Genomic DNA, 23172 nt, shown 5'->3' on the forward strand with positions numbered 1-23172 from the left:
GCTGTATCAGAGGAAAGGTGACTTTCCTCTGATTTTTCAGTTTAGGAGGTAGTTTCTTACTTCGTGGATGTTCGCTTTGATTTAAACAGTTTCTCTACGCCGCCAAGGATAAAGACGAAGAAAACAGGAACGAAGAAAATTGCAAGAATAGTGGCTGATATCATGCCGCCAAATACACCTGTACCTAATGCGTGTTGGGTTTCTGAACTTGCACCAGAGGCAATCACTAAGGGAATGACACCACAGGTAAAGGCAAGTGAGGTCATCAAAATCGGACGTAAACGCAGTTTCGCTGCTTGTACTGTTGCCTCGATCAAACTCATCCCTTCTTCTTTGAGCATTTTTGCGAATTCAACGATCAAAATGGCGTTCTTGGCAGAGAGTCCAATGATGGTAATCAAACCAATTTTAAAGAATACGTCATTCATCATTCCTCTTGTCATAATCGCAACTATGGCACCGAAGATACCCAATGGAACAACTAACATGACAGAAAGTGGAATTGCCCAACTTTCATATAATGCAGCCAGCACAAGGAAGACCACTAACATTGATAGAACCAATAAGAATGCCATTTGCGATTCAGACTGTTTCTCTTGCAGTGAAATTCCTGTCCATTCATAGCCAATTCCTTTCGGCAATTGAGCGATCAGATTTTCCATTTCACGCATTGCATCACCAGAAGAGGTATCAAAATTAGGGATACCCGCAATACTTAATGAAGGACGACCATTGTATCGGTTATATTGTTGAGGAGCTTTGTTCCATTCAGGTGTAACCACCTCAGACAAAGAGACTAATTGACCGCTTGCACCTGCGACTTTGAGATTCAAAATATCTTTTAAGTGCATACGTGACTTTGCTTCCACTTGGACAATCACTTGTTGCATACGACCCTGATTTGGAAAATCATTGATATACATTGAACCCATAGAAGTCGAAATAATATCGGAGACATCAGCAAATCTCACACCTAGAGCATTCAGTTTTTCACGGTCAATTTTTAAAGAAATATTGTCACCTTGTGGTAAACCCTCATTCCAAACCATGTAAAACTTTTTGTTTTTAGCAGCCATTGCCATCAATTGATCTTGTGCTGCTAACAGTGCAGGCATACCTAAGTTGGCACGATCTTGTAAGCGGAGACTGAAACCTGAGAAAGTACCTAACTCATCAATTGCGGGTGGAAGCACAGCCATCGTCGCGCCTTCTTTGCTATTTGCCATTTCGGCATTGACAGCGTTGGTCATTTCGGATGCGCTAGAAGTACGATCTTTAAAATCCTTCAATGTAGTAAATGAAACAGCCACGTTTTGTCCAGAACCGCTAAAGCCCCAACCGAGAATCGTGGTGTTATTCTTAACATTTGGATTGTCTTTAAGGCTATCCTCAAACTGATTTACGATGTTTTTTGTACGCTCAGTGGTTGCATCGGATGGCAGTTGGAAGGAGGTTAGGAACCAACCTTGGTCTTCTTCGGGCATAAATGCAGTTGGCCAGTACTTCATTCCCGCAAAGGTTAAACCTGTAATCACAACAAAGATCACCATCATTGGAATACTATGTTTAATCACTTTAAGTAGGATGCGTTCATATTTTTTCGTAACTTTATCAAAGCTACGATCAAACCATGCAAAAAAACCTTTCTTCTGATGATGCCCGTCAATTGGTTTGAGAATCGTGGCACAGAGTGCAGGTGTTAAGACCAAAGCCAATAGTGCAGAGAATAAAATAGACACCGACATAGTCAGGGTAAATTGTTGATAAATGATACCCACTGAACCACTGGCAAATGCCATGGGTAAAAATACCGCTGCCAGTACGAGTGTAATCCCGATAATTGGACTGGTGATTTCCTTCATGGCTTTAGAGGTTGCCTCTTTAGGCGGTAAACCTTCGGTTGCCATAATCCGCTCAACGTTTTCCACGACGACGATCGCATCATCTACGATGATCCCGATGGCGAGCACCATACCAAACATCGTCAATACATTAATGGAAAAGCCTGCAACTAACATCACGGCAAAAGTGCCGAGTAGTGCAATCGGTGCGACAATCGCAGGTATCAGCGTATAACGAACGTTATGTAAGAATAAGTACATCACGATGAAAACCAGAACCATCGCTTCTAATAAAGTATGGATGACTTTCTCAATGGAAATTTTAACGAACGGCGCCGTGTCATAAGGAATACTAAATTGCATACCCTCGGGTAAATTGACGTTTAACTCTTCGATTTTTTCACGGACTGCGTCTGCTGTTTTTACTGCATTGGCACCTGGGCTGAGTTGAATTGCAGCAGCAGTAGACGGTTTACCATCCTCCAAGATCGCAAAGTTGTAGGCTTGAGAGCCAATTTCAACATTGGCGACGTCAGAAAGTCGAATTACACTACCACTGGTTTTGCTTTTCAAACTGATATTTTTGAATTGCTCTATACTATCAAGTTGCCCTTGTGCAGATAAAGGAATGGTGATGAGCTGACCCTGTTCGGCAGGCATATCGCCAAGACGACCGGGTGCGATTTCAACATTATTTTCACGAATAGCTGCATTTACATCACTAATCGATAGACCATAAGACACGAGTTTGTTTGGATCGACCCATATTCGCATGGCTTTTTCTGCACCAAAGGATTGAACTTTTCCGACACCTTCGACACGTTTTAATTCTTCCACCACATTGCGGACAAGATAATCACTCAAATCAATTTCAGAATATTGACCATTGGGTGATTTGATACCGACTAACATCAAGAAACCGGATGATGAAGACTCGACTTGTAAACCTTGTTGGCGAACAATTTGAGGCAAACGTGCTTCGATGGCTTTGATTTTGTTTTGTACATCCACTTGTGCCATATCCACATCTGTACCTGGTTTAAAGGTCGCAGAAATCTCGGCTGTACCAGACGTATCTGTGGTTGAGCTGTAATACAACAGGTTTTTTACACCAGATAATTCCCGTTCAATCAGTGTAACTACACTATCATTAATGGTTTTAGGTGTTGCACCAGGATAGACCGCACTAATATTGACTTGTGGAGGGGCTACGCTTGGAAAGCGGGCAATCGGTAATTTAGGAATACTCAGTAACCCAAATAAGATAATAAAAATCGCGATCACCCACGCAAAAATGGGGCGACGAATGAAGAATTGGGACATCATTGGGCTCCTTGGGTGGCAGGGATTTTCCACGCTGTCATTTCAAGTTTTTGATCAGGTTGAATGCGGTCAATCCCTTCAACAACCACCTTTTCACCAGTTTTAAGCCCTTTATTGACTAGGTAATATTGTTCATATTGCTGCCCTAATTCGATTGGACGAATTTCAGCAGTGCCTTTGGTATTGATGACATAAACCTGAGGCTCCCCAGAGATATTGCGTTGAATCGCTTGTGCTGGGATCAACAAGGCTTGTGGGACAGAAGCACGATCAATATTTACACGGACATACATGCCCGGTAGTAACTTTCTCTCTGGATTGTTGACCTCAATACGAATGGTGACATCACCTGTTTCTGGATCAACATTAATGTCTTCAAACAACATTCGTGCAGTCACGTTATAAGGCTGACCATGGCTGTTAAAAATTCGAACAGTTTTTTGGTCATTTGCAGATAATTCACCGCTTTGTAATGCCGCTTGTAAACGTTCAAAGTCTCCAATGGATTGCTTCACATCGACATAAACTTTATCGATTTGCTGGATGGTCGCCATGGTATTTGCATCACCTTGGCTAACTAAAGCACCTTCAGTTACGAACGACTGTCCAATACGCCCTGAAATCGGTGCTCGAACTGTTGCATATTGAAGATTTAAATTTTGTCGTGTAAGCAAGGCTTTCATTTGAGCAACATCCGCCAAAGCTTGGCGATATTCAGCTTGAACATTACTGACTTCTTGTTTACTAATTGCATTACTCGGAAGTAATTGCTCGTAACGTTCCAGTTGAACTTTTAGACGTGTAACTTCCGCTTCTGCTTTATTAAGTGAAGCTTTATTACTATTTACATCAGCTTGGAAGGTTTCAGAATTAATTTTATATAAAGCTTGTCCTGCCTTTACCTCACTCCCTTGAGTAAATAGCACTTTTTCGATAATGCCACCGACTTGAGGACGAATTTCAGCCGTACGAAATGCTTGTACGCGTGCGGGTAGGTTTTCGCTAAAATTTACAGATTGAGCTTGAACGTTGATCACACTCACTTTTGCAGGAGGTGCTTCAGGTTGTTCTACTTCGGAACTACAACCGTGTAGAACCAGTCCAATGGATAAAACTAATGGGAGTAAAAGATGCTTTTGCATACTGCCAAATCTCAGGAGTTTTTGATGTTGACAGTATTTTCTGATTTTGTGTAACCACCGTCCGTAAAGTGTGGAAAAAGTGTGGAGATCAATTGATAAATCGTCGTATTATGAAGATTGACTGATTTTTCTATGATTGATCTCTATGTTGGAAGCTTCATTTTCATTCGATTGTCGTGACAAATTTATTCTTGTCGTTGAGGATGAGTATGATATTGGCGATATTATCGAGCACTATTTAAAACGCGAAGGAATGCGTGTAATTCGTGCCATGAATGGGAAGCAGGCGATTGAAATACATGCATCGCAACCGATTGATTTAATTCTTTTAGATATTAAACTTCCTGAGTTAAATGGTTGGGAGGTACTTAACAAAATCCGTCAAAAAGCTCAGACGCCTGTAATCATGTTAACTGCACTGGATCAAGATATTGATAAAGTCATGGCGTTACGTATAGGTGCTGATGACTTTGTGGTGAAGCCATTCAATCCAAATGAAGTGGTGGCTCGTGTGCAAGCTGTTCTCAGACGGACTCAGCAAAACACTCAAGCTTTAAATAAAAATATAATTTATAAAAATATCGAGATTAATACAGATATTCATAGTGTGTATGTACATCGAGATACTCAGAAAGTTTTGCTCAATTTGACTTTAACTGAGTACAAAATTTTACTCCTTATGATTGATCATCCACACAAAGTTTTTACCCGTAGCGAACTTATGAATCACTGTTTACCAGATAGTGATGCTTTAGAGCGTACCGTTGATAGTCATGTCAGTAAATTGAGGAAGAAACTAGAAGAACAGGGGCTGCAACATATGTTGATCAATTTACGTGGTGTTGGCTATCGCTTGGATCATCCACATGAAAAATAAATCAGGTATTAGCAAACAACTCTTTATCGCGCTGAGTATTGTGAACTTAAGTGTGACGCTATTTTCTGTTTTTATAGGCTATGTAATCTACAATTATGCAATTGAAACGGGGTGGATTACGCTGGGTTCATTGGAAGAGGATTGGACCGAATTTCATGTCGTTGATTGGGTTTGGCTATTCACGGTGATATTTTGTGGTACGGTGATCTCCTTAATTATTGGTTTACTGCTGGCGAAACGTTTTATTGTTCCAATTAACTCTCTAGCCAATGCCGCAAAAGAAATTAGCTTAGGTAATCTTTCTGCAAGAGCTGAAGATACGAAAATACATTCAACAGAAATATCAGAGTTGATGCATAACTTTAATAATATGGCTCAAAAACTTGAAGATTCTGTGAAAACGGCACAAGTCTGGAATGCTGCAATTGCACATGAGTTACGTACGCCAATCACGATTTTACAGGGGCGTTTACAGGGGATTGTTGATGGTGTATTTGAGCCTAAACCTGAACTCATGAAAAGTTTATTGAACCAAGTTGAAGGACTCTCGTACTTAGTTGAAGATCTAAGAACATTGAGTTTGGTCGAAAACCAACAGCTCCGATTAAATATTGAAGCTGTGAATTTTCAGTTGTGTGTAGATAAAGTCATTTCGATGTTTGGCGAAAGGCTCAAACAAGCTCGCCTCACGATTGAAACAGAAGTTTCAAAAGATATTGTGCATTGTGATCGACAACGTATGGAGCAAGTGCTCATTGCTCTGGTCGATAATGCTGTTCGATATGCGAATGCGGGATTGCTAACAATAAGATCAAGAATAAATGCCAATGATTGGATTTTACAAATAGAAGATGAAGGGCCTGGGATTGCTTCAGAATACCAACATGATTTATTTGATCCTTTTTTTCGTTTAGAGGAGTCTCGTAATAAAGAATTTGGTGGAACGGGGCTAGGTTTAGCCGTTGTCCATGCGATAGTCGTTGCGCATCAGGGTTCGATTCAATACCAAAATAAAAAACCAAATAGTGTGTTTACTATTCGTATTCCGATGACAACTGACTTAGACCGTGTTTAGACGAACCATGATCTTTCGGAAATTTCACATCACAGAATGTTCACATAGGATTGATTAGGCTTATTGCTATTCAAAGCAAATGGATAGGTCTTATGTATCAAAAATTATTTTTTAGTAGTTGTTTAGCCCTGTTTTCAAGTTTCGCATTTGCTCAATCACAAACACTGAAAAATGAAGCTGTTGAACGTATTGATATTCAACAATATGCCGGAAAATGGTATGAAATTGCTCATCTGCCTATGTTTTTTCAACGTAATTGCGTAGGGGATACGACTGCCGAGTATCAACTCAATTCTGACAATACAGTTAAGGTGGTTAATCGTTGTCGCAATAAACAAAATCAAATCGATCAGGCTGAGGGTGTCGCTTACCCCCAAAATGAAGGCAAAAGTAAATTAAAGGTAAGTTTTCTACCAAAAGGTTTACGCTGGGTACCCTTCACTAAGGGGGATTATTGGGTGTTACGAGTTGATCCAGATTACCAAGTGGCATTGGTGGGTGGGCCGAGCCAGAAATATCTTTGGATTTTGTCTAGAACACCAAAGCTGAATGAGCAGATTTATAATGATTATGTCGAAACAGCACGTCAGTATGGCTACGATGTAGAACATTTGGTCAAAACATCGCACAAGACACCATAACTTTCAATTAATTAAATCATTTTATTAAGCAGAGTTATGAGGTATAAGTGCTTCATAACTTGCTAAAAATATGAAATAAAATGAATGTAGAATTGAGTCTGATGCAGCATCTAGTGAAATGGCTTCACGTAAAATTCATATCAATATTATTAACATCATAAAAAGAATATTTATGATCCGAACTAGGATGCCAAAATGCTTAAATTTTTTCTGCAATGGATCGATAGTTGGTCATCGACTGCCAGTTTAAGTACAAACGTTGATTCTACAAATACAGTTAAAGACAGTAACATCCAATGGTTTAGAATTTTACCGTTCATTCTGCTGCACGTCGCTTGCTTGGCGGTGTTTTGGGTTGGTGTGTCTTGGTTTGCTGTTGTTTTTATGTTGTTCTTTTATCTGATTCGCATGTTTGCAATCACAGCTTTCTTTCATCGTTACTTATCCCATAAGACCTTTCAGACTTCTCGTATAGTTCAGTTTATCTTTATCCTAATCGGAACAATGAGTGCTCAGCGCGGTCCTTTGTGGTGGGCAGCTCACCATCGCTACCACCATCGTTATACGGATACAGCACAAGACCCCCATTCTTCGACACATGGATTTTGGTACAGCCATATTGGATGGTTTCTCAATGATCAGAATTTTGCGATCCGCAAAGAAGTCGTGAGAGATTGGCTTAAATATCCAGAACTTGTTTGGCTAGATCGTTTTAGTTTACCTGTTGTTTTGCTCACAGCCGCTTCCATTTATGGTCTGGGAGAATGGTTGGCTGCTGCATATCCGCATTTGGCAACATCTGGGTTACAGCTTTTGGTATGGGGATTTGTGATTTCTACAGTGTTATTGATTCACGCGACTTTATGCATTAACTCGATGGCTCATTTATATGGTCGCCGTGATTTTGAAACTTCAGATAATAGTCGGAATAATTTTATTTTATCAATTATCACCTTAGGTGAGGGCTGGCATAACAATCATCATTTTTATGCAGGCAGCGTACGTCAAGGTTTTTACTGGTGGCAAATAGACATTACTTATTATTTATTAAAAATGATGAGTTATTTAGGGTTGGTTTGGGGGATGAAACCTGTTCCTCAGCGGGTATATGAGGCAAAAAAATCCTACTCTCAGCAAATAAATATCAATAAACAGAAAGTTGGACAAGGGGAGTCTTCATGAAAATCGCAATTATTGGATCTGGAATTTCTGGACTCTATGCCGCATGGAAACTTTCATCGCGCCATCAGGTCACTATATTTGAAAAGAATGATTATTTTGGTGGCCATACGGACACGCATCGTTTTTGCATCGAAGGGCAGTCACTTGCTGTAGATAGTGGTTTTATCGTATTCAATGAATACAACTATCCTTTGTTTAGTGAGATGCTTGCTGAGTTAGGGGTCGAGTCGCAAAGTAGTGATATGAGTTTTTCGGTGAACAACCTCGTAACTGGCTTACAGTACAACCCGTCAAAAAAATGGTCATTATTTGCCAAGCCACAGAATTTTTTTAAAAAAGATTTTCTACACATGTTGGCAGATTTAATCCGTTTTTATGACAACAATAAAGACATGGTTGTTGCAGATTGTGATTCGCAATTAACGCTTGATCAGTATTTAAATCGACACGCATATTCAGACGCTTTTAGACATGAACACTTGTATCCAATGTGTGGCGCATTATGGTCTAGTCCAGTCGATCAAGTTGGAAAAATTCCTTATAAATTTGTCGTAAGTTTTTTTCAGCATCATCGTATGTTACAGCTCAAGCAAAGACCGCAATGGCAAACGGTGCAAGGTGGTTCAGCTTCCTATATAGAGGCGATCCGAAAATCGTGTGCAAATATCCAATGGCGAGCTATGGCAGTTAGTGCTGTGACACGTCACTCAGATCAAGTTAGTGTGAGAACCCAGCATGGTGTAGAACAGTATGATTGGGTGATTTTTGCTAGCCATGCAGATGATACTTTAGCGCTATTAACTGATGCGACGCAGTTGGAGCAAAATGTGTTAGGGCAGTTTGGTTATCAAGATAACCATATGGTGGTTCATCACGATCAGTCCATCATGCCGAAGCGTCGATCTCAGTGGGCGAGCTGGCATGTTCATGTAACGAAAAATCAAAATACTATTTCGTCGCAACATTTGCATTACGGTTTTAGTTATTGGATGAATAAGTTGCAAAACCTATCCTGTAAAACTCAAATTTTTGCAACACTGAATCCAAATTTGAACATTGCTGCGGATAAAATTTTAGTTGAACGACATTATCGACATCCCGTATTTAATGCCGAAGCGATTGACGCACAAAAACGTTGGCGCGAAATCAATGGACAACATCGTAGCTCCTTTTGCGGTGCGTATTGGGGATGGGGTTTTCATGAGGATGGAGCAAGCAGTGCTGCACGTGTTGTGGCTCAGATTGAACGGGTATCTTCAGTCGCCGAACAGCAGGGGGTTGAGCTATGCTAGACAGTTCATTTGCCATCGCTTCTGCTCAGATACGGCATCGGCGTTTTCAACCTAAGTCACATGAGTTCTCAACTGATCTCAAATATCTTTGGTTTGATCCAGAGCAACTCTCTGATTTACTCAGTCAATCAAAATTATGCTCAGAACGCCATTGGAGTTTGTTAAATCTATATCCTGAAGATTTTCTGACAGAACAATCAGGTTCAATCCGAGAAAAGATTAAGCGAATCATTCTACAGCAGACTGATAGCATATTACCTAGTCACACGAATATCCGAATACTGGCATTGCCAAGAAGTTTAGGATTTCGTTTTAACTCTGTTGTGTTCTATTTCATTTTCGATGCACAGCAGCAGCCTTTATTCATTTTAAGTGAGATTACCAATACCCCTTGGAATGAGCGTAAGGTGTACGTGCATGATTGTCGGTTACAGGCTCAACAGCGTGCAGATTTTCAAGGTTATCAATTTGACTTTGAAAAATCTTTCCATGTTTCACCTTTCATGCCGATGCAGCTTGATTATCGCTGGCGATTTCATTTTTCAATGCAGCAACACGTGATCTATATGCAGCTTTATCAACAAGAACAAAAGATATTTGATGCAAATATGCGCTTTACGCTATCGGACATCACGCAGCCTTCACAACTACGTCGATATGCTATTTATCATGTCTTTGAACCTTTCAAAATGTTAGCGCAAATTTATCTACAAGCGTTTCGTTTATGGAAGAAAAAAGTTCCATTTTATCGACACCCAAATAAAGAGAAGGATAGAAAAGAACATTATGAAAACTCTCATTTTCGGTGAACAAAATTCGCTCCCTTGGGTACTCAAAAGCTTATTTAAGCTGCGCCATGGTCAAATTACATTTCGTGGTTTATGGAATGGTACCGTGGGTGAGCAGGCTGATTTACATGTTGAGGTTGACGTTCACGACAAACAATTATTCGATCTCATTTTAAAGAACGGTGTACTCGGCGCTGCTGAAGGCTATATTCGTGGCTATTGGCATTGTGAAGATTTAGTTGGTTTGATACAGCTTCTGTCTCGAAATCGTCATTTGCTTGATCAAATCAATCAAAATGTGATCTCTCAAGCCAGCCAGTTTTTACTGAAAGCTTGGTATAAAACGCGTCATAATTCAATTTCTGGAAGCCGTAAAAATATTGCAGAGCATTATGATCTTAGTAATGATTTTTTTAAATTATTCTTAGATGAATCAATGATGTACTCGAGTGCAGTATTTCAAAATGAACAGATGAGCTTGGAGCAAGCATCTGATTATAAAAAGGAATTGATCTGCCAAAAGCTGAAATTACAACCCATGGACCATTTAGTTGAGATTGGTAGTGGCTGGGGTGGCTTTGCCATATATGCGGCACAAAACTATGGTTGTAAAGTCACAACGATTACGATTTCTGAAGCTCAATATCAAGAAGCAAAGCAACGTATCGAGTCTGCAGGGCTATCTCATCGTGTGGATATCCAACTTAAAGATTATCGTTTACTTGAAGGAAAGTACGATAAGTTAGTTTCGATCGAGATGGTTGAAGCTGTTGGTGAGGCCTATTTATCTACCTACTTTCAACAATGCCGTCAATTATTAAAGCCAAATGGCTTGGCTTTGATTCAAGCCATTACTATCGAAGATGCTCGATATTTAAAAGCCTTAACTACAGTGGACTATATTAAGCGATATATTTTCCCAGGTAGTTTTATTCCTTGCATCAGTGTGTTGACCCAGACGGCTTCCGAACAAAAACTGACACTGAAGCATCTTGAGGATATTGGACAAAGTTACGCTATAACGATTCATCATTGGCGTGAACGCTTTTTAGCAGCCCGTGAGCAAGTCTTAGCTTTAGGGTTTGATGATAATTTTATACGGATGTGGGATTTCTATCTTTGTTACTGCGAAGGTGGATTCAAAGAGGGCGTGATCAGTGATGTACATATGCTCTTTCAAGCAAACCCATATTAGGTCATTTTGTTGAATGCCTGAGGTAAATCCATGTTGACACTACTTCTGATCAATGTCTCGATCATGATTTGCTGCTGGTTATGGGCAAGTTTGAACTCCCGTGCTGGAATTGTTGATGCGGCGTGGAGTTTCTGTATCGCGCTCAACATTGGATTAACTGCGTTCATTCAAGATCAAGCACCGCTTTCGGTTCGATACTTTCTTGGAATCCTGAGTTCGATTTGGTTTTTGCGTCTAGCTGGACATTTATTGCGACGTTATCTCGATGAGCAAGTTGAAGATCGTCGTTATGCCAATATGCGTCGTGCGATGGGCAAATATCAGCATTTGGGCTTTTTTGCATTTTTTATGTTTCAAGCGGGTTTGGCGATTTTATTCTCATTACCCATGATGATTTTACTCAATACCCCTGCAGCTCAATGGAATGATTTGACCAGTTTGTCTTTATGGATTGCTGGGGCTGTGATGTTAATCGCATTTTGTGGTGAAGTGATTGCAGATCAACAACTGTATCGATTCAAGCAGAATCCTAACAATCATGCCAAAACAATGGATCAGGGTTTATGGCGTTACTCACGTCATCCTAATTATTTTTTTGAATGGTTACATTGGTTTGCTTATCCAATCATTGGTTTGGCGGCAGGACAATATTTGCTGTGGATTTACCCTGTATTGATGTGGTTATTTTTATATTACATCACGGGTATACCTTTCAGTGAACAACAAGCCCTGAGAAATAGAGGGCAGAATTATCTCGACTATCAACAACGGACTTCTATATTTATTCCGTGGAAACCCAAAAAGTAGGTGCGCACATGGACTTTATTATTCAACAATCTTTAAAATTGGTAGAAACGGGGATTGTCCCTGATCAAGCTATTCGCGCGGCAATTCGTGCACTCAGTAAAAAACGCTTAATTCAGGAAGGGCGTTATGATCCTGAACAGTCAGCACAACGATATATGGATGTGTTGGCTATGCTGAAGCAAAGCGATATTGCAATTGCTACAGACATTGCCAATGAACAGCATTATGAATTGCCGACAGCTTTTTTCCAGGCTGTACTTGGCAAACGTTTAAAATACAGCGCGTGTTATTTCCCGCATGAGAAAACCAGTTTAAATGATGCGGAAGAATTTGCATTGCAGCTATATTGTGAGCGTGCACAATTACATGATGGACAAGATATTCTAGAGTTAGGCTGTGGTTGGGGTTCACTCACCTTATGGATGGCAGAGCGTTATCCAAATGCCAAAATTACTGCTGTCTCAAACTCTGCAACACAACGTGAACATATTTTATCGCAAGCATCGACTAGAAAATTGAATAATATAGAAGTGCTTACTTGTGATGTGAATGTACTTGAATTGGATTCAGATCGTTTCGACCGAGTGGTTTCAGTGGAAATGTTTGAACATGTTCGAAACTATGAAAAATTGTTTGAAAAAATCCACAGATGGTTAAAAGCAGACGGTTTATTGTGGTGTCATATTTTCTGTCATCGTTTTATGCATTATCCTTTTGAGATAAAAAGTGAATATGATTGGATGTCAAAATACTTTTTTACTGGTGGTTTAATGCCAGCGACATCAACATTTTTACATTTCCAACAACATTTAGAATTATCTCAGCAATGGCAATGGGCGGGTAGTCATTATGAAAAGACCGCAAATGCATGGCTAGAAAATATGGATCGACAACAGCAATATTTAAAACCAATCTTTGAACGTGTTTATGGACAAGATGCAGCCGCTTGGTGGCAACGTTGGCGTATATTCTTTATGGCTTGCGCTGAGCTATTCGGTTTTGAACAAGGACAGGAATGGGTGATTGGTCACTTTTTATTTAAAAATAATAAGCGATTAAAAACATCCTAATCCCTTAAATAATCGAGTTGATATGATAATAAAAACCACTGCAACCAAGAAATCGCACGCTTTAGGCGAGATATTCAGCCGCCATTATTGGTTGCAGATTGGTTTAATTGCGCTATCAATTGTGATCGGGATTTCATGCAGTGCATGGGTAATTAAAGGATCGCTGCTCAAAACAGCTCTAGAGCAGGAAATGGAACATTATTGGATGCGTATAGAGCGTAATCCGAATGCAGATTTACCTGACACCAAAAATCTGTATGGTTATCGCTGGATGACTGATATTCCACCGCAACCATTTAGACAAATGTCGCTCCAATCTGGTGTGCATCGTATCTTCATTGATGGTAAAGAACGCATGACTGTTTATGGTGAACGTAATGGTCAACATGTGTTATTAGTCTTTGGCGAAAGTAATGTGAATAAACTAGTGTGGCTATTTGGTCTTGCGCCACTTATGTTTAGCTTATTTATTCTTTATAGTTTTTTATGGTGGTCGAATCGTCGTGCACGTCGCTATTTTTCACCGATTACTCGTTTGGCAAATGCACTTGAGCAAATAGATTGGGAGCATCAGAGTAAAGAGGCTTCACCATTTCAAGATATTTCAACAAATGGCAATATGGAGGCACAGTATTTAAAGCAAGCTTTGGAAAAATATCATGTGGTTTTGAGTGAGTTTATCCAGCGAGAGCGTGAGTTTACTGGAGATGTTAGTCATGAGCTGCGTACCCCGCTTACGATTTTAAAAGGTAACGTGCAACTGTGTCAGGCACGATATGGACAAGATAAAGCGCTTACTCGTCTGCAAAATACCATTGAGGATATGCAGCTTTTAGTTGATACCCTATTAGCGATAGCAAGAAATACGACGAATACCTTGACGATAGAGCAAGCTAAACTCTCAGAAATCGTGCAAGATTTGGTATTTGATTTGGAGCCTGTTAGTCATTCCAAAGGAATGCAAATCCATGTAATCCAAGAACATGCTGAGCAGTTACGATGGTTATATCCTTCGATGACTAAAATGGTACTCAGTAATATATTGCGTAATGCACTTAACTATTCTGAAGGTTCAGATATTCATATCATTCAGCAGAAGAAGAGTATTTTGATTGCAGATAATGGCATTGGAATCAAATTGCCGGATGATTTAAAAGTACAACAACTCTCGGATCGACAATTGCAACTAAAAGCCAAAGGACACGGCATCGGATTGCAGCTTGTACAGAAGTTATGCAAACAATTGGGTTGGCGAGTAGAGTTATACGATCGTCAATTTTATCTCTTGACTCATCCACAACTGGACTTGGCTTTAACTACAGGGTTGATTGTCGTGGTGTATTTAAACTAATCAGAAGCAACAGCAACTTTAAGACCGACCCCAGATACCGTATGAATGAGTTTTTGCTCAAAGGGTTTATCAACCATTTTACGTAAGTTATAAATATGGCTTCTTAAGGCATCACTTTCAGGTTCTTCATCTCCCCAAAGTTCCATGACAATTTCTTGTTTGCTAATCACTTTAGGTGAGTTTCGCATCAGGATTTTTAATAATTTAAACTGAATAGGGGGTAAATCGATGATTTTACCAGCACGAGTAATTTGTTGAGTGGCACTATCAAGGACAAGATCATGTATTTGAAGTTTACTATTGGACACTTCACCCATTGCACGTTTGATTAAGGCTCGTATGCGTACGACTAATTCATTAAAATCAAAAGGTTTAACTAAATAATCATCTGTTCCAGAGGCAAAACCTTTGAGTTTATCATCCAAGGTATCACGTGCTGTTAGCATAAGTACCGGAATATCCAAACCACGTTCTGTTCTTAACCACTCGCATAGTTCATAGCCAGACCCATCAGGTAAGTTGATATCTAACAATAATAGGTGATAGGGCTGTTGTTTAAGGAATTGGCGAGCAGCATCTAGATTACGTGCGTGATCAATAACGAAACCGTGGTCTTCTAAAAATTCACAGACAGTTGAAGCCAGCTCGTAATGATCTTCAACCATCAAGATGAAATAACTTGTATTCGGCATTGTATTTGATTTATTCATTTAAAAGTTGTTGTTTTAATTTAGCACTAAATGGAGATTGCCCAAACCAAATTTTAAAATATTGGTTGGCTTGTGCATCCTGAATTGAGCCTAAAACTCTTTGGTTTAGACTTAGTGCAAGTGTTTTTGAGGAGGCGGTGTATTCAAGACGATAAAGATCACCTTTCCGTACAGGCCGATAAAGTTGGGTAATGCGATTGAGTGGAGAATCTGAACTATAACGATCAACATTCTTTTTGAGGAAGTGTTGTGCTGCTCGCTTAAAGGCCCATTCAGGAATGTCGTGAGTGTAGTTGAAATCTAGGCGAATACTTTGATCTTGCCAATTTTTACTACAATCTTCGGCGAGGTAACTCACAGTTCCCACATTTTTTTTGGTCACAATTAAAGGTGCTGAACCACATGATTGTAAAGAGGCATGACTTATTGTTGTTGTTACCAGTGTAAACACCCCAAATGACAATAGTGCCAAATGTCTTTTTAAGATCAGCATATCAACTCCTTAAGATTCTGTTAGGTAACTTTCTTAAACGGGGTTAACCAAGCGTAGACCCCACTGACGTATGGAAGTGAGCGATACAAACCATTGGCAGGATCCCAATAATCTTGTTGGAAGACAATTTGTTTTGCCGGATTTATTTTAATTTCACTGATTCCATAAGATGACATGGTTTTGTTACGACCTAAAAATTTGAAGTCGTATGTCATATGCCAGTGCACGTATGCAGAGTCTTGTTGATAAGTAGTATTTAATAACTTAACCGAGACATTACTAACGCGTTGATTCATTCCATTGAAGTGCTTTATTAAGTCTTGCTTAGATGAAAACTGAGCCAGTGTGTCATTTATAAATAATTGCTCAGCATAGAGTTGACCAGCTGTGTCAACAAACTGTGGGGTACCAAGCGTATTGAAAGCTGCAACAAATCGTTGACCTACTTCCAACGCTTGTTGATCATTCAAATTAATCCCTGAGATTTGCTGACGAGCTTGACTATAATCAGGAGTATAGCTAGGGATACTTTTGCAGGCAGACAAAGAAATGATGCTGAGTGCAGCAATCGAAAGCTTTATAATGGTAGACATCATCATTCTCCTATATTCATTGTATCCAGCTTATAGTTGGTTACGTGAAAATGTTGTGAATGATGAATACTATGTTTTTTAGGCTTCTGCTTTGGCCAATTCAGCTTCAATATAGCTAATAATCATCGTGCTTAGGCCTTTGATCATTTCATCAAAAGTAATTTGTGGATTTGGTAAAATCAAGTGGCGTGCCACATTAAAGATACTGCTATTAATACTGATATAGGCTGTGACGCTCAAATTATTTACTTTTAAATATTTTGGATGGCGCATCATGTATTTCATCAGCACTTCCATGAGTGCCATTTCGATCTGACCAATATAACGCTCATATTTGAGCTCGGTTGCATATCGCAGACATATCAAATAACGATCATTGTCACGAGTAAGCAGATCACGAAATGTATAGAAAATCATTTCAAATAAAGGCTCTAACTCCATTTCAACAATAATAGGGGTGAGCTCTTTCACCATGTCGAGAACTTCTTTGACAAAAGTTTTGGCCATGGCATCGTAAATTTCTTCTTTATTTTTAAAATACTCATATAAAGAACCGACACTTACTCCTGCTATATCAGCAATATGACGTGTGGTTGTGCCACTTGTACCATTGGTTGCAACAGCGATAAATCCTGCCTCAATAATCGTATCTACAGTAACTTTTGAGCGAGATTGACGGGGTTTGCGAGTAACCATAATGCATTATTATTAAAATCCGAACATATTGTCAGATTAGCATGCTGCGATCTGAAGTTAAAGACTGATTAAAATAATCCGAACAGATAAAATTACAGTTTTTAAAATTTATGTTTTATATCTGTAATATAAAATAGACTATTTGAATTTATTGAAATCTTATAAAAATTAAAATTATTTTAAGGTGTTGTTATTAAACAGTTTATTCTAATTTGGTGTTTTGGATTTTTGATGTTTTTAAACTTTATAAGTAAGTGATTTAAGATCAAAAACCAAACGATTTTACCCGAATTGAATCCGAACATAAGATCGGTTTACATTGGTTCTAGTAGGGAACTAGGTTCAATAAAATCTCCCGAATCTTTTTTCGTTACTTAATGATGAATGAGTATAACGAAATGAGATGAGCCTAATCCAAAGAATGCAAAAGGGCAAATGACGCTCAAGTGAAGTAGGTAGGTGTAGCCATGATTAGCAGCACATTGAACAAAGGTTTGAGTTTATTTAAATCCAACCCAATAACTGAGCAAATCGATTTTGCGAGTAAAAAAAGCATACCCATTCGACACTTGGCAATCGGATTTGAAGGTAAACAGATTGATTTATCATTCTATATGAATAACCAGTTTGCAACGATTTTCTTTGCAACGCTTTCTGTTTTCTTGACTTATGGTGAAGACTTAGTGATTGAAACAGCACGTCATCACCGTGATTTGCTCAAAGATCCTATTTTAAAACAACGTGTAACCTCTTTGATTGGTCAAGAAGCAATTCATTCGAAATTACACAATGAATTTAATGATGCAATTGTTGAACTAGATTATCCAGTACGTTTATACCGCTTCCTGGGTGAAAAGTTCTTTGATTATATTTTCTTGAAATTCCCACAACCATTAAAACTTTCTCTAATGGCTGGAATCGAGCATTTCACGGCTGTTCTAGCTGAATACATGATGGCACATGAGCAGAATTTCTATTTCTCGGATGATGCCAAGACACGTGCTTTGTGGATGTGGCACATGCTTGAAGAGTCTGAACATAAGGATGTTGCTTATGATGTTTATCAAACATTGAATGGTAATTATGCGTTACGTGTTACAGGATTCTTCCTTGCTTATTTCACGATTCTTGGGTTGATTCCATTCTCTGCAACATTGGTTCCAGTTCTGCGTAAACCTCAAGAAATGTTAACTGCGAAATTTTGGAAAGATGCTCGACGTGGCGTGAAACTGATCTTTAGTCCAAAAGATGGCGTATTTGGTAGCACACAAGGTCGAATCTTTGATTATCTGCGTCGTGACTTCCACCCAAATGACCATGATGCCTCACATTATTTTGAATACTACGAGAAGAAATTGTTGTCAGAAGGCGGTGCCTTACATCCGTTCTTTGTGAAGGAATTTACACCGAAGATTCAAGCTGCTTAATTTAGAGTTTGAACTGAGTTGCAGTAAGTAGTGCAGGACGGATTTTATGAGTTTAGTTGGCAGAATAGCTCATTGTTATATGAGCAGTTTGGTTCTAGTCATATTTTATTCGTCCACTATGCTGTCAAGATCTTCAAGGTGTTTTTGATTTTTTACTCTTTATATGAGGGGATCAGTTATGGTCGCTCAAGTTATTCGAAATGTATTTTCAGACAAACTTAGTACTAAATATCAAGGCATTGTCCAAAATTTAGCGAACAAGGCTCCAATTCCTATTCGTCATTTTGATTTCAAATTTAATCCAGCCGAGTTGGATCAGAAGTTCTTCTTAAATAAAGAGTTGGCGACTTCTTATTTTCACGCTTTATCGATTTTCTTAACCTTTGGTGAGGATGTGGTCATTGAGACAGCTCGTCACCATCGTGAATTTATTAATGATCCGATTTTGAAACAAAGATTGACTTCATTAATTGGTCAAGAAGCAATTCACTCAAAAATTCATAATCAATTCAATGATGAAGTTCTCAAAGAGAATGGTTATCCAGTCGAATTACTCCGTGCGATTGCTGATAAAGTGTTTGAGTACGGAATTTATAAACTACCGCACTCTATGCAGCTATCTTTGATGGCAGGTATTGAGCATTACACCGCTGTACTCGCTGAATTTATGATGCAGCATGAAGAATATTTGCTTGGTTCGCAAGATGAAAGACAACGTGCGATGTGGATGTGGCACATGCTCGAAGAATCAGAGCATAAAGATATTGCTTATGATGTGTTTCTAGAGTTATCAGGCGATTACTGGGTTCGTATTACTGGATTCTTACTTGCAAGTTTAACCATTTTAGGTGGTGTTTCTTTAGGTGGTTACTTGATGCCATTTATTCGTAAGCCAAGTAATTTAATCAATCCACGCTATATGAAAGATGTATTAGAAAGTACCGCATTGTTATTTGGTAGTGAACGAGGCGTATTTGGTAGTAGCTTTATGCATATCTTGGAATATTTACGTCCAAGCTTCCACCCAAACGACCATGATACGACCAAGTACATGGAATATTACAAAGAGCGTTTATTAAATCCAGAAACAGGTTTGTTATCACCTTATTTCTTAAAAGAATTTGTACCACCTGTTCGTGCAGCATCTGCATAACTTGGTCAAGCTGAAACAATAATTTGGAATACAAATATGAAATTATTTGGAAAGAAAGCCAAACCAAGCCAAAACGCATATGCAGTGGTAACTGGTGCGGGCAGTGGGATTGGTCGTAGTTTTGCACTTGAACTGGCAAAGCGTGGCGGGACTGTGGTTTGCTCCGATATTAACTTGGAAGCAGCAAAAGAAACGGTTGCCTTAATCGAGCAATTGGGTTCAAAAGCTTTTGCAGTAAAGTGCGATGTTGGAAATGCTAAACAAGTTGAAAAGCTTGCTGACCAAGCAGAACAATTGATGCAACACCCAACAACACTTGTGATCAACAATGCAGGTGTTGGGTTGGGTGGTAAGTTTGATGAAACCTCTCTGGAAGATTGGAAGTGGGTTTCAGATATTAATTTATGGGGCGTGATTCATGGTTGTCACTATTTCGTACCAAAGTTTAAACAACTTGGTCGTGGTGCAATTATCAATGTTGCTTCGGCAGCGTCTTATACTGCGGCTCCTGAAATGACAGCGTATAACGTGACTAAAGCTGGTGTACGTGCTTTGTCTGAAACGCTTTCAGCTGAATTGAGAAAACATAACATCAAAGTCAATGTGTTATGTCCAACATTGGTGCCAACCAATATCATCAAAAACGGAAAAGTACCGCACAAGGGTATCTTGGACTATGCACTGACAAACTTGGCCTTCACGACCAGTGACAAAGTTGCCAAGCTGACATTAGACCGTTTGGATAAAGATCAGCTTTATACAATCCCTCAAATTGACGCAAAACTATTCTGGTTAATGAAACGTACTGCTCCGAATTTATATGCAAAATTCTTGGGTACTTCATACCGATTAATGAAATAAAACCTGTTTAGGAAAAGATTTTAATTACTGAAATAAGCTTTCTTTAGATGGATGAATGCGTATTTCAGTTAAATGAAAGAAAGGATATTTTGAATGACAGCTCAAGCAAAAAAATTAAATTCTGCTGACAAAAAAGCGCTCCCACAGCATATTTACGATACATTTATCGTAGGTGCAGGGATTTCAGGTATTGCGACAGCAATTCGTCTTGATCAAGTTGGTTATAGCAATTACAAGATCATTGAAAAGGCGACACGCGTTGGTGGTACTTGGCGTGAAAACACTTATCCAGGTTGTGGTTGTGACGTACCGTCAGCTTTGTATTCATATTCATTTGCACCAAGTGCAAAATGGAGTCACTTATTTGCTCGTCAACCTGAAATTTTAAACTACCTTGAAGAAGTGAGTGAAAATTTTGGTGTAAGTTCAAAAATTGAATTTGGTACAGAGTTACTCAGTGCAAAATGGGATAATGAGCGTAATTTATGGGTGATGGATACTAATAAAGGGCAGTTCTTGTCACGCTCAGCGATCTTCGCAACTGGCCCAATTACCGAAGCTCAAATTCCAAAATTAGATGGTTTAGAGACTTTTACAGGCGAAATGTTCCATTCAGCAAGATGGAATCATGATTATGATTTGACTGGTAAACGTATTGCGGTCATTGGAACGGGCGCATCAGCTATTCAGTTTGTGCCACAAATTCAACCTAAAGCTAAAGAATTGTATGTATTCCAGCGTACCGCGCCGTGGGTTGTCCCAAAACCTGATACGGATTTAGGCGATGTAAGTAAAAAGTTAATCGAAAAATATCCATTGATCCAAAAAACTTGGCGTCAAGCGGTTGCTCAATCATTGAATGCGATTAACTTTGGTTTACGTAATCCTGCAGTGTTAAAGCCAGTCGGTGAGTTAGCTAAACTGATTTTACGCTTCCAAGTTGAAGATCCAGAATTGCGTAAAAACGTGACGCCAAACTTTACTATCGGATGTAAGCGTTTGTTGTTCGCTAACAATTATTATCCAGCTTTACAGCAACCAAATACTAAACTCATCCCTCATGGTTTAGTTAAAGTTGAAGGCAATACTGTTGTTGCTGCAAATGGTGAGCGTCATGAAGTGGATGTGATCATTTGGGGTACAGGTTTTGAAGTCTCTCATCCACCGATTGGTAAGCGTGTTGCGAATGAAAAAGGTGAGATTTTAAATGACCTTTGGAAAAGTAGCTCTCCAGAAGCGTATTTAGGTACAAGCATTGAAAACGTACCAAATGCTTTCTTAGTTTTGGGGCCGAACGTTCTGGTATATGACTCTTTTATTGGTCTAGCAGAAGCTCAACTTGATTATATCGTTGATGGTTTATTGAAAATTAGAGATCAAGGTATTGCCAAGTTAAACATCAAACCTGAAGTGATTAAAAAGCACAATGAGTTAGTACAAAAGCATCTTAAAACAACTGTTTTCAATGCTGGTGGATGTAAGAGCTACTATTTAGATGCAAATGGTCGAAACTTTGCTGCTTGGCCTTGGTCATTGAAGAAGTTAAAACAACGTTTAAAACAGATGGATTTAAACGATTATCAAGTGACGTATCAAACTGAAAAGACCAACTAATTTTTTAGTCGAGTGATATAAGGGCAGTAAATTTTATCTTAGGGTGGAGTTTGCTGCTTATTTTTTGCAAGGTAGAAATAAATTAGGAAATAAAGATGAAAGATGGACAATCAAGCCGAACGGCTGAAGCGGCTGCAGCATTACGTGCAAATCATTTCCAAAATGCCGAAAATCCTGTTTTTTCTGATCCATTTGCATTTGAGCTAACCAGTAAAGGTTGGCAAAAATTATTAAAAACTCCACTGACCGTTAAAGTGATGAATTCTACTGTATTTAACCGAACGTTAGGTTTACTGACAGGGCAAGTTGTTGGTCGTTCGCGTTATGCAGAAGACTTATTGCAGCAAGCGATTCAGCAAGGAACTCAGCAATATGTCTTGGTGGGTGCAGGTTTAGATTCGTTCACGTTGAGACAAGCACAGCGCTATCCTAATTTAAAAATTTTTGAAGTTGATCATCCTGATACCCAAGCGGCAAAACAGTTGAAACTCAAAGAATTTGGTGACATTCCAGCTAATGTTGAGTTTGTATCAATTGATTTTGAAAAAGAGTCGATTGCAGATGCTTTGGCAAGAAGTTCCTTTCAACAAGATCAAAAAGCATTTTTCTCTTGGTTAGGCACAACCCATTATCTCGAACCACAAACGACATTACATACCTTATCCAGTATTGCTCAAATCGCGAGCGAGGGCAGTGAAGTGGTTTTAGATTATTCGATTGATTATCGTGAGTTGGATGGTGTTGAGCGTTTCGGGAGTTTGTTCGTTTCACAATTTACACGGTTTTTGAAAGAACCATTAAAAGGTCAGTTTCGGCCGAAAGACTTACATCACGCTGTAAATAAACTTGGTTATCAGGTCATAGAGGATTTATCAGGTGATGGTCTAAGTCAGCGGTATTTTCATCAGCGTCCAGACCATATTCGACATACCATAGCAACGCATATGCTGCATTTGTGTTTAAAATAGATTGAGAAGAACACAATTAAAAACATTAAAAAAACTAGATATGCTACGCTGGTAAGTTTTATTTAAGAAACTT

The 23172-nt window shown here is 39.0% G+C and carries 21 protein-coding genes; 15 read left to right on the forward strand and 6 right to left on the reverse strand.

Translation table 11 applies throughout. From position 1 onward, the window contains the following. Nucleotides 1-56 precede the first annotated feature (56 nt). Together DS737_RS06745 and DS737_RS06750 are read right to left on the reverse strand one after the other, a co-directional pair. Entirely contained in the window at nucleotides 57-3167 is a 3111-nt protein-coding gene (locus DS737_RS06745) for an efflux RND transporter permease subunit (protein ID WP_113997155.1), read from the reverse strand. Continuing rightward, entirely contained in the window at nucleotides 3164-4306 is a 1143-nt protein-coding gene (locus DS737_RS06750) for an efflux RND transporter periplasmic adaptor subunit (RefSeq protein WP_113997156.1), read from the reverse strand. The genes DS737_RS06745 and DS737_RS06750 overlap by 4 nt, the downstream gene beginning before the upstream one ends. A 145-nt stretch (nucleotides 4307-4451) precedes the next feature. On the opposite strand from DS737_RS06750, the gene adeR reads away from it, so the two are divergent. From adeR to DS737_RS06800, 10 genes are all read left to right on the forward strand, one after another. Then, on the forward strand, nucleotides 4452-5183 hold the full coding sequence (adeR, locus tag DS737_RS06755) for an efflux system response regulator transcription factor AdeR (protein WP_113997157.1): 732 nt from the start codon (nucleotides 4452-4454) through the stop codon (nucleotides 5181-5183). Next, complete coding sequence (adeS, locus tag DS737_RS06760; protein WP_113997158.1) at nucleotides 5173-6258, forward strand: two-component sensor histidine kinase AdeS; 1086 nt, start codon at nucleotides 5173-5175, stop codon at nucleotides 6256-6258. Before adeR ends, adeS begins: the two co-directional genes overlap by 11 nt. Nucleotides 6259-6350: 92 nt before the next feature. Continuing rightward, on the forward strand, nucleotides 6351-6899 hold the full coding sequence (locus DS737_RS06765) for a lipocalin family protein (protein WP_113997159.1): 549 nt from the start codon (nucleotides 6351-6353) through the stop codon (nucleotides 6897-6899). A gap of 195 nt (nucleotides 6900-7094) precedes the next feature. Further along, the gene (locus tag DS737_RS06770) at nucleotides 7095-8081 is read left to right on the forward strand and encodes an acyl-CoA desaturase (protein WP_113997160.1); all 987 of its coding nucleotides are present in this window, start codon (nucleotides 7095-7097) and stop codon (nucleotides 8079-8081) included. After that, nucleotides 8078-9373: an NAD(P)/FAD-dependent oxidoreductase gene (locus DS737_RS06775; protein ID WP_113997161.1), complete on the forward strand. Its 1296-nt coding sequence runs from the start codon at nucleotides 8078-8080 to the stop codon at nucleotides 9371-9373. The genes DS737_RS06770 and DS737_RS06775 overlap by 4 nt, the downstream gene beginning before the upstream one ends. Then, complete coding sequence (locus tag DS737_RS06780; RefSeq protein ID WP_005090006.1) at nucleotides 9367-10182, forward strand: DUF1365 domain-containing protein; 816 nt, start codon at nucleotides 9367-9369, stop codon at nucleotides 10180-10182. The genes DS737_RS06775 and DS737_RS06780 overlap by 7 nt, the downstream gene beginning before the upstream one ends. Next, nucleotides 10160-11356, forward strand: coding sequence for a class I SAM-dependent methyltransferase (locus tag DS737_RS06785; protein ID WP_407641402.1), 1197 nt, complete (start codon nucleotides 10160-10162; stop codon nucleotides 11354-11356). The genes DS737_RS06780 and DS737_RS06785 overlap by 23 nt, the downstream gene beginning before the upstream one ends. A gap of 30 nt (nucleotides 11357-11386) precedes the next feature. After that, on the forward strand, nucleotides 11387-12163 hold the full coding sequence (locus DS737_RS06790; protein WP_005082613.1) for a DUF1295 domain-containing protein: 777 nt from the start codon (nucleotides 11387-11389) through the stop codon (nucleotides 12161-12163). A gap of 8 nt (nucleotides 12164-12171) precedes the next feature. Beyond that, on the forward strand, nucleotides 12172-13233 hold the full coding sequence (locus DS737_RS06795) for an SAM-dependent methyltransferase (protein ID WP_005082615.1): 1062 nt from the start codon (nucleotides 12172-12174) through the stop codon (nucleotides 13231-13233). A gap of 22 nt (nucleotides 13234-13255) precedes the next feature. Then, complete coding sequence (locus tag DS737_RS06800; RefSeq protein ID WP_113997163.1) at nucleotides 13256-14584, forward strand: sensor histidine kinase; 1329 nt, start codon at nucleotides 13256-13258, stop codon at nucleotides 14582-14584. Here the strand turns inward: DS737_RS06800 and DS737_RS06805 are convergent. From DS737_RS06805 to DS737_RS06820, 4 genes are all read right to left on the reverse strand, one after another. Continuing rightward, nucleotides 14581-15276, reverse strand: a complete 696-nt coding sequence (locus DS737_RS06805) for a response regulator transcription factor (RefSeq protein ID WP_017395079.1) — start codon at nucleotides 15274-15276, stop codon at nucleotides 14581-14583. The two genes, DS737_RS06800 and DS737_RS06805, sit on opposite strands and share 4 nt — an antisense overlap. Before the next feature lie 10 nt (nucleotides 15277-15286). Then, a complete protein-coding gene (locus tag DS737_RS06810; RefSeq protein ID WP_005082619.1) occupies nucleotides 15287-15787 on the reverse strand; it encodes a chalcone isomerase family protein in 501 nt (166 codons plus the stop codon). 20 nt (nucleotides 15788-15807) lie between these two features. Further along, nucleotides 15808-16380, reverse strand: coding sequence for a nuclear transport factor 2 family protein (locus DS737_RS06815; RefSeq protein WP_113997164.1), 573 nt, complete (start codon nucleotides 16378-16380; stop codon nucleotides 15808-15810). 78 nt (nucleotides 16381-16458) lie between these two features. Next, complete coding sequence (locus tag DS737_RS06820; RefSeq protein ID WP_004639509.1) at nucleotides 16459-17076, reverse strand: TetR/AcrR family transcriptional regulator; 618 nt, start codon at nucleotides 17074-17076, stop codon at nucleotides 16459-16461. Nucleotides 17077-17543: 467 nt separating this feature from the next. Between DS737_RS06820 and DS737_RS06825 the strand changes: the two genes are divergently transcribed. The 5 genes from DS737_RS06825 (at nucleotide 17544) to DS737_RS06845 (ending at nucleotide 23099) form a co-directional block, all read left to right on the forward strand. Next, nucleotides 17544-18503 carry a metal-dependent hydrolase gene (locus tag DS737_RS06825; RefSeq protein ID WP_005090013.1) on the forward strand — a complete coding sequence of 320 codons (960 nt, stop codon included), beginning with the start codon at nucleotides 17544-17546 and terminating at the stop codon, nucleotides 18501-18503. Nucleotides 18504-18681: 178 nt separating this feature from the next. Then, nucleotides 18682-19656: a metal-dependent hydrolase gene (locus DS737_RS06830; RefSeq protein WP_017395081.1), complete on the forward strand. Its 975-nt coding sequence runs from the start codon at nucleotides 18682-18684 to the stop codon at nucleotides 19654-19656. A gap of 36 nt (nucleotides 19657-19692) precedes the next feature. After that, complete coding sequence (locus tag DS737_RS06835; RefSeq protein ID WP_004639500.1) at nucleotides 19693-20517, forward strand: SDR family NAD(P)-dependent oxidoreductase; 825 nt, start codon at nucleotides 19693-19695, stop codon at nucleotides 20515-20517. A gap of 93 nt (nucleotides 20518-20610) precedes the next feature. Next, the gene (locus tag DS737_RS06840) at nucleotides 20611-22131 is read left to right on the forward strand and encodes a flavin-containing monooxygenase (RefSeq protein ID WP_113997165.1); all 1521 of its coding nucleotides are present in this window, start codon (nucleotides 20611-20613) and stop codon (nucleotides 22129-22131) included. A gap of 95 nt (nucleotides 22132-22226) precedes the next feature. Next, nucleotides 22227-23099, forward strand: coding sequence for a class I SAM-dependent methyltransferase (locus DS737_RS06845; protein WP_113997166.1), 873 nt, complete (start codon nucleotides 22227-22229; stop codon nucleotides 23097-23099). Nucleotides 23100-23172: the final 73 nt, after the last annotated feature.

It is taken from the genome of Acinetobacter haemolyticus (assembly GCF_003323815.1).
Taxonomy (GTDB): Bacteria; Pseudomonadota; Gammaproteobacteria; order Pseudomonadales; family Moraxellaceae; genus Acinetobacter; species Acinetobacter haemolyticus.

Coding starts and splice junctions, on each gene's coding strand:
- DS737_RS06745 (WP_113997155.1), bottom strand. CDS start 3,167: ATGATGTCCCAATTCTTCATTCGTCGCCCCATTTTTGCGTGGGTGATC.
- DS737_RS06750 (WP_113997156.1), bottom strand. CDS start 4,306: ATGCAAAAGCATCTTTTACTCCCATTAGTTTTATCCATTGGACTGGTT.
- adeR (WP_113997157.1), top strand. CDS start 4,452: ATGTTGGAAGCTTCATTTTCATTCGATTGTCGTGACAAATTTATTCTT.
- adeS (WP_113997158.1), top strand. CDS start 5,173: ATGAAAAATAAATCAGGTATTAGCAAACAACTCTTTATCGCGCTGAGT.
- DS737_RS06765 (WP_113997159.1), top strand. CDS start 6,351: ATGTATCAAAAATTATTTTTTAGTAGTTGTTTAGCCCTGTTTTCAAGT.
- DS737_RS06770 (WP_113997160.1), top strand. CDS start 7,095: ATGCTTAAATTTTTTCTGCAATGGATCGATAGTTGGTCATCGACTGCC.
- DS737_RS06775 (WP_113997161.1), top strand. CDS start 8,078: ATGAAAATCGCAATTATTGGATCTGGAATTTCTGGACTCTATGCCGCA.
- DS737_RS06780 (WP_005090006.1), top strand. CDS start 9,367: ATGCTAGACAGTTCATTTGCCATCGCTTCTGCTCAGATACGGCATCGG.
- DS737_RS06785 (WP_407641402.1), top strand. CDS start 10,160: ATGAAAACTCTCATTTTCGGTGAACAAAATTCGCTCCCTTGGGTACTC.
- DS737_RS06790 (WP_005082613.1), top strand. CDS start 11,387: ATGTTGACACTACTTCTGATCAATGTCTCGATCATGATTTGCTGCTGG.
- DS737_RS06795 (WP_005082615.1), top strand. CDS start 12,172: ATGGACTTTATTATTCAACAATCTTTAAAATTGGTAGAAACGGGGATT.
- DS737_RS06800 (WP_113997163.1), top strand. CDS start 13,256: ATGATAATAAAAACCACTGCAACCAAGAAATCGCACGCTTTAGGCGAG.
- DS737_RS06805 (WP_017395079.1), bottom strand. CDS start 15,276: ATGCCGAATACAAGTTATTTCATCTTGATGGTTGAAGATCATTACGAG.
- DS737_RS06810 (WP_005082619.1), bottom strand. CDS start 15,787: ATGCTGATCTTAAAAAGACATTTGGCACTATTGTCATTTGGGGTGTTT.
- DS737_RS06815 (WP_113997164.1), bottom strand. CDS start 16,380: ATGTCTACCATTATAAAGCTTTCGATTGCTGCACTCAGCATCATTTCT.
- DS737_RS06820 (WP_004639509.1), bottom strand. CDS start 17,076: ATGGTTACTCGCAAACCCCGTCAATCTCGCTCAAAAGTTACTGTAGAT.
- DS737_RS06825 (WP_005090013.1), top strand. CDS start 17,544: ATGATTAGCAGCACATTGAACAAAGGTTTGAGTTTATTTAAATCCAAC.
- DS737_RS06830 (WP_017395081.1), top strand. CDS start 18,682: ATGGTCGCTCAAGTTATTCGAAATGTATTTTCAGACAAACTTAGTACT.
- DS737_RS06835 (WP_004639500.1), top strand. CDS start 19,693: ATGAAATTATTTGGAAAGAAAGCCAAACCAAGCCAAAACGCATATGCA.
- DS737_RS06840 (WP_113997165.1), top strand. CDS start 20,611: ATGACAGCTCAAGCAAAAAAATTAAATTCTGCTGACAAAAAAGCGCTC.
- DS737_RS06845 (WP_113997166.1), top strand. CDS start 22,227: ATGAAAGATGGACAATCAAGCCGAACGGCTGAAGCGGCTGCAGCATTA.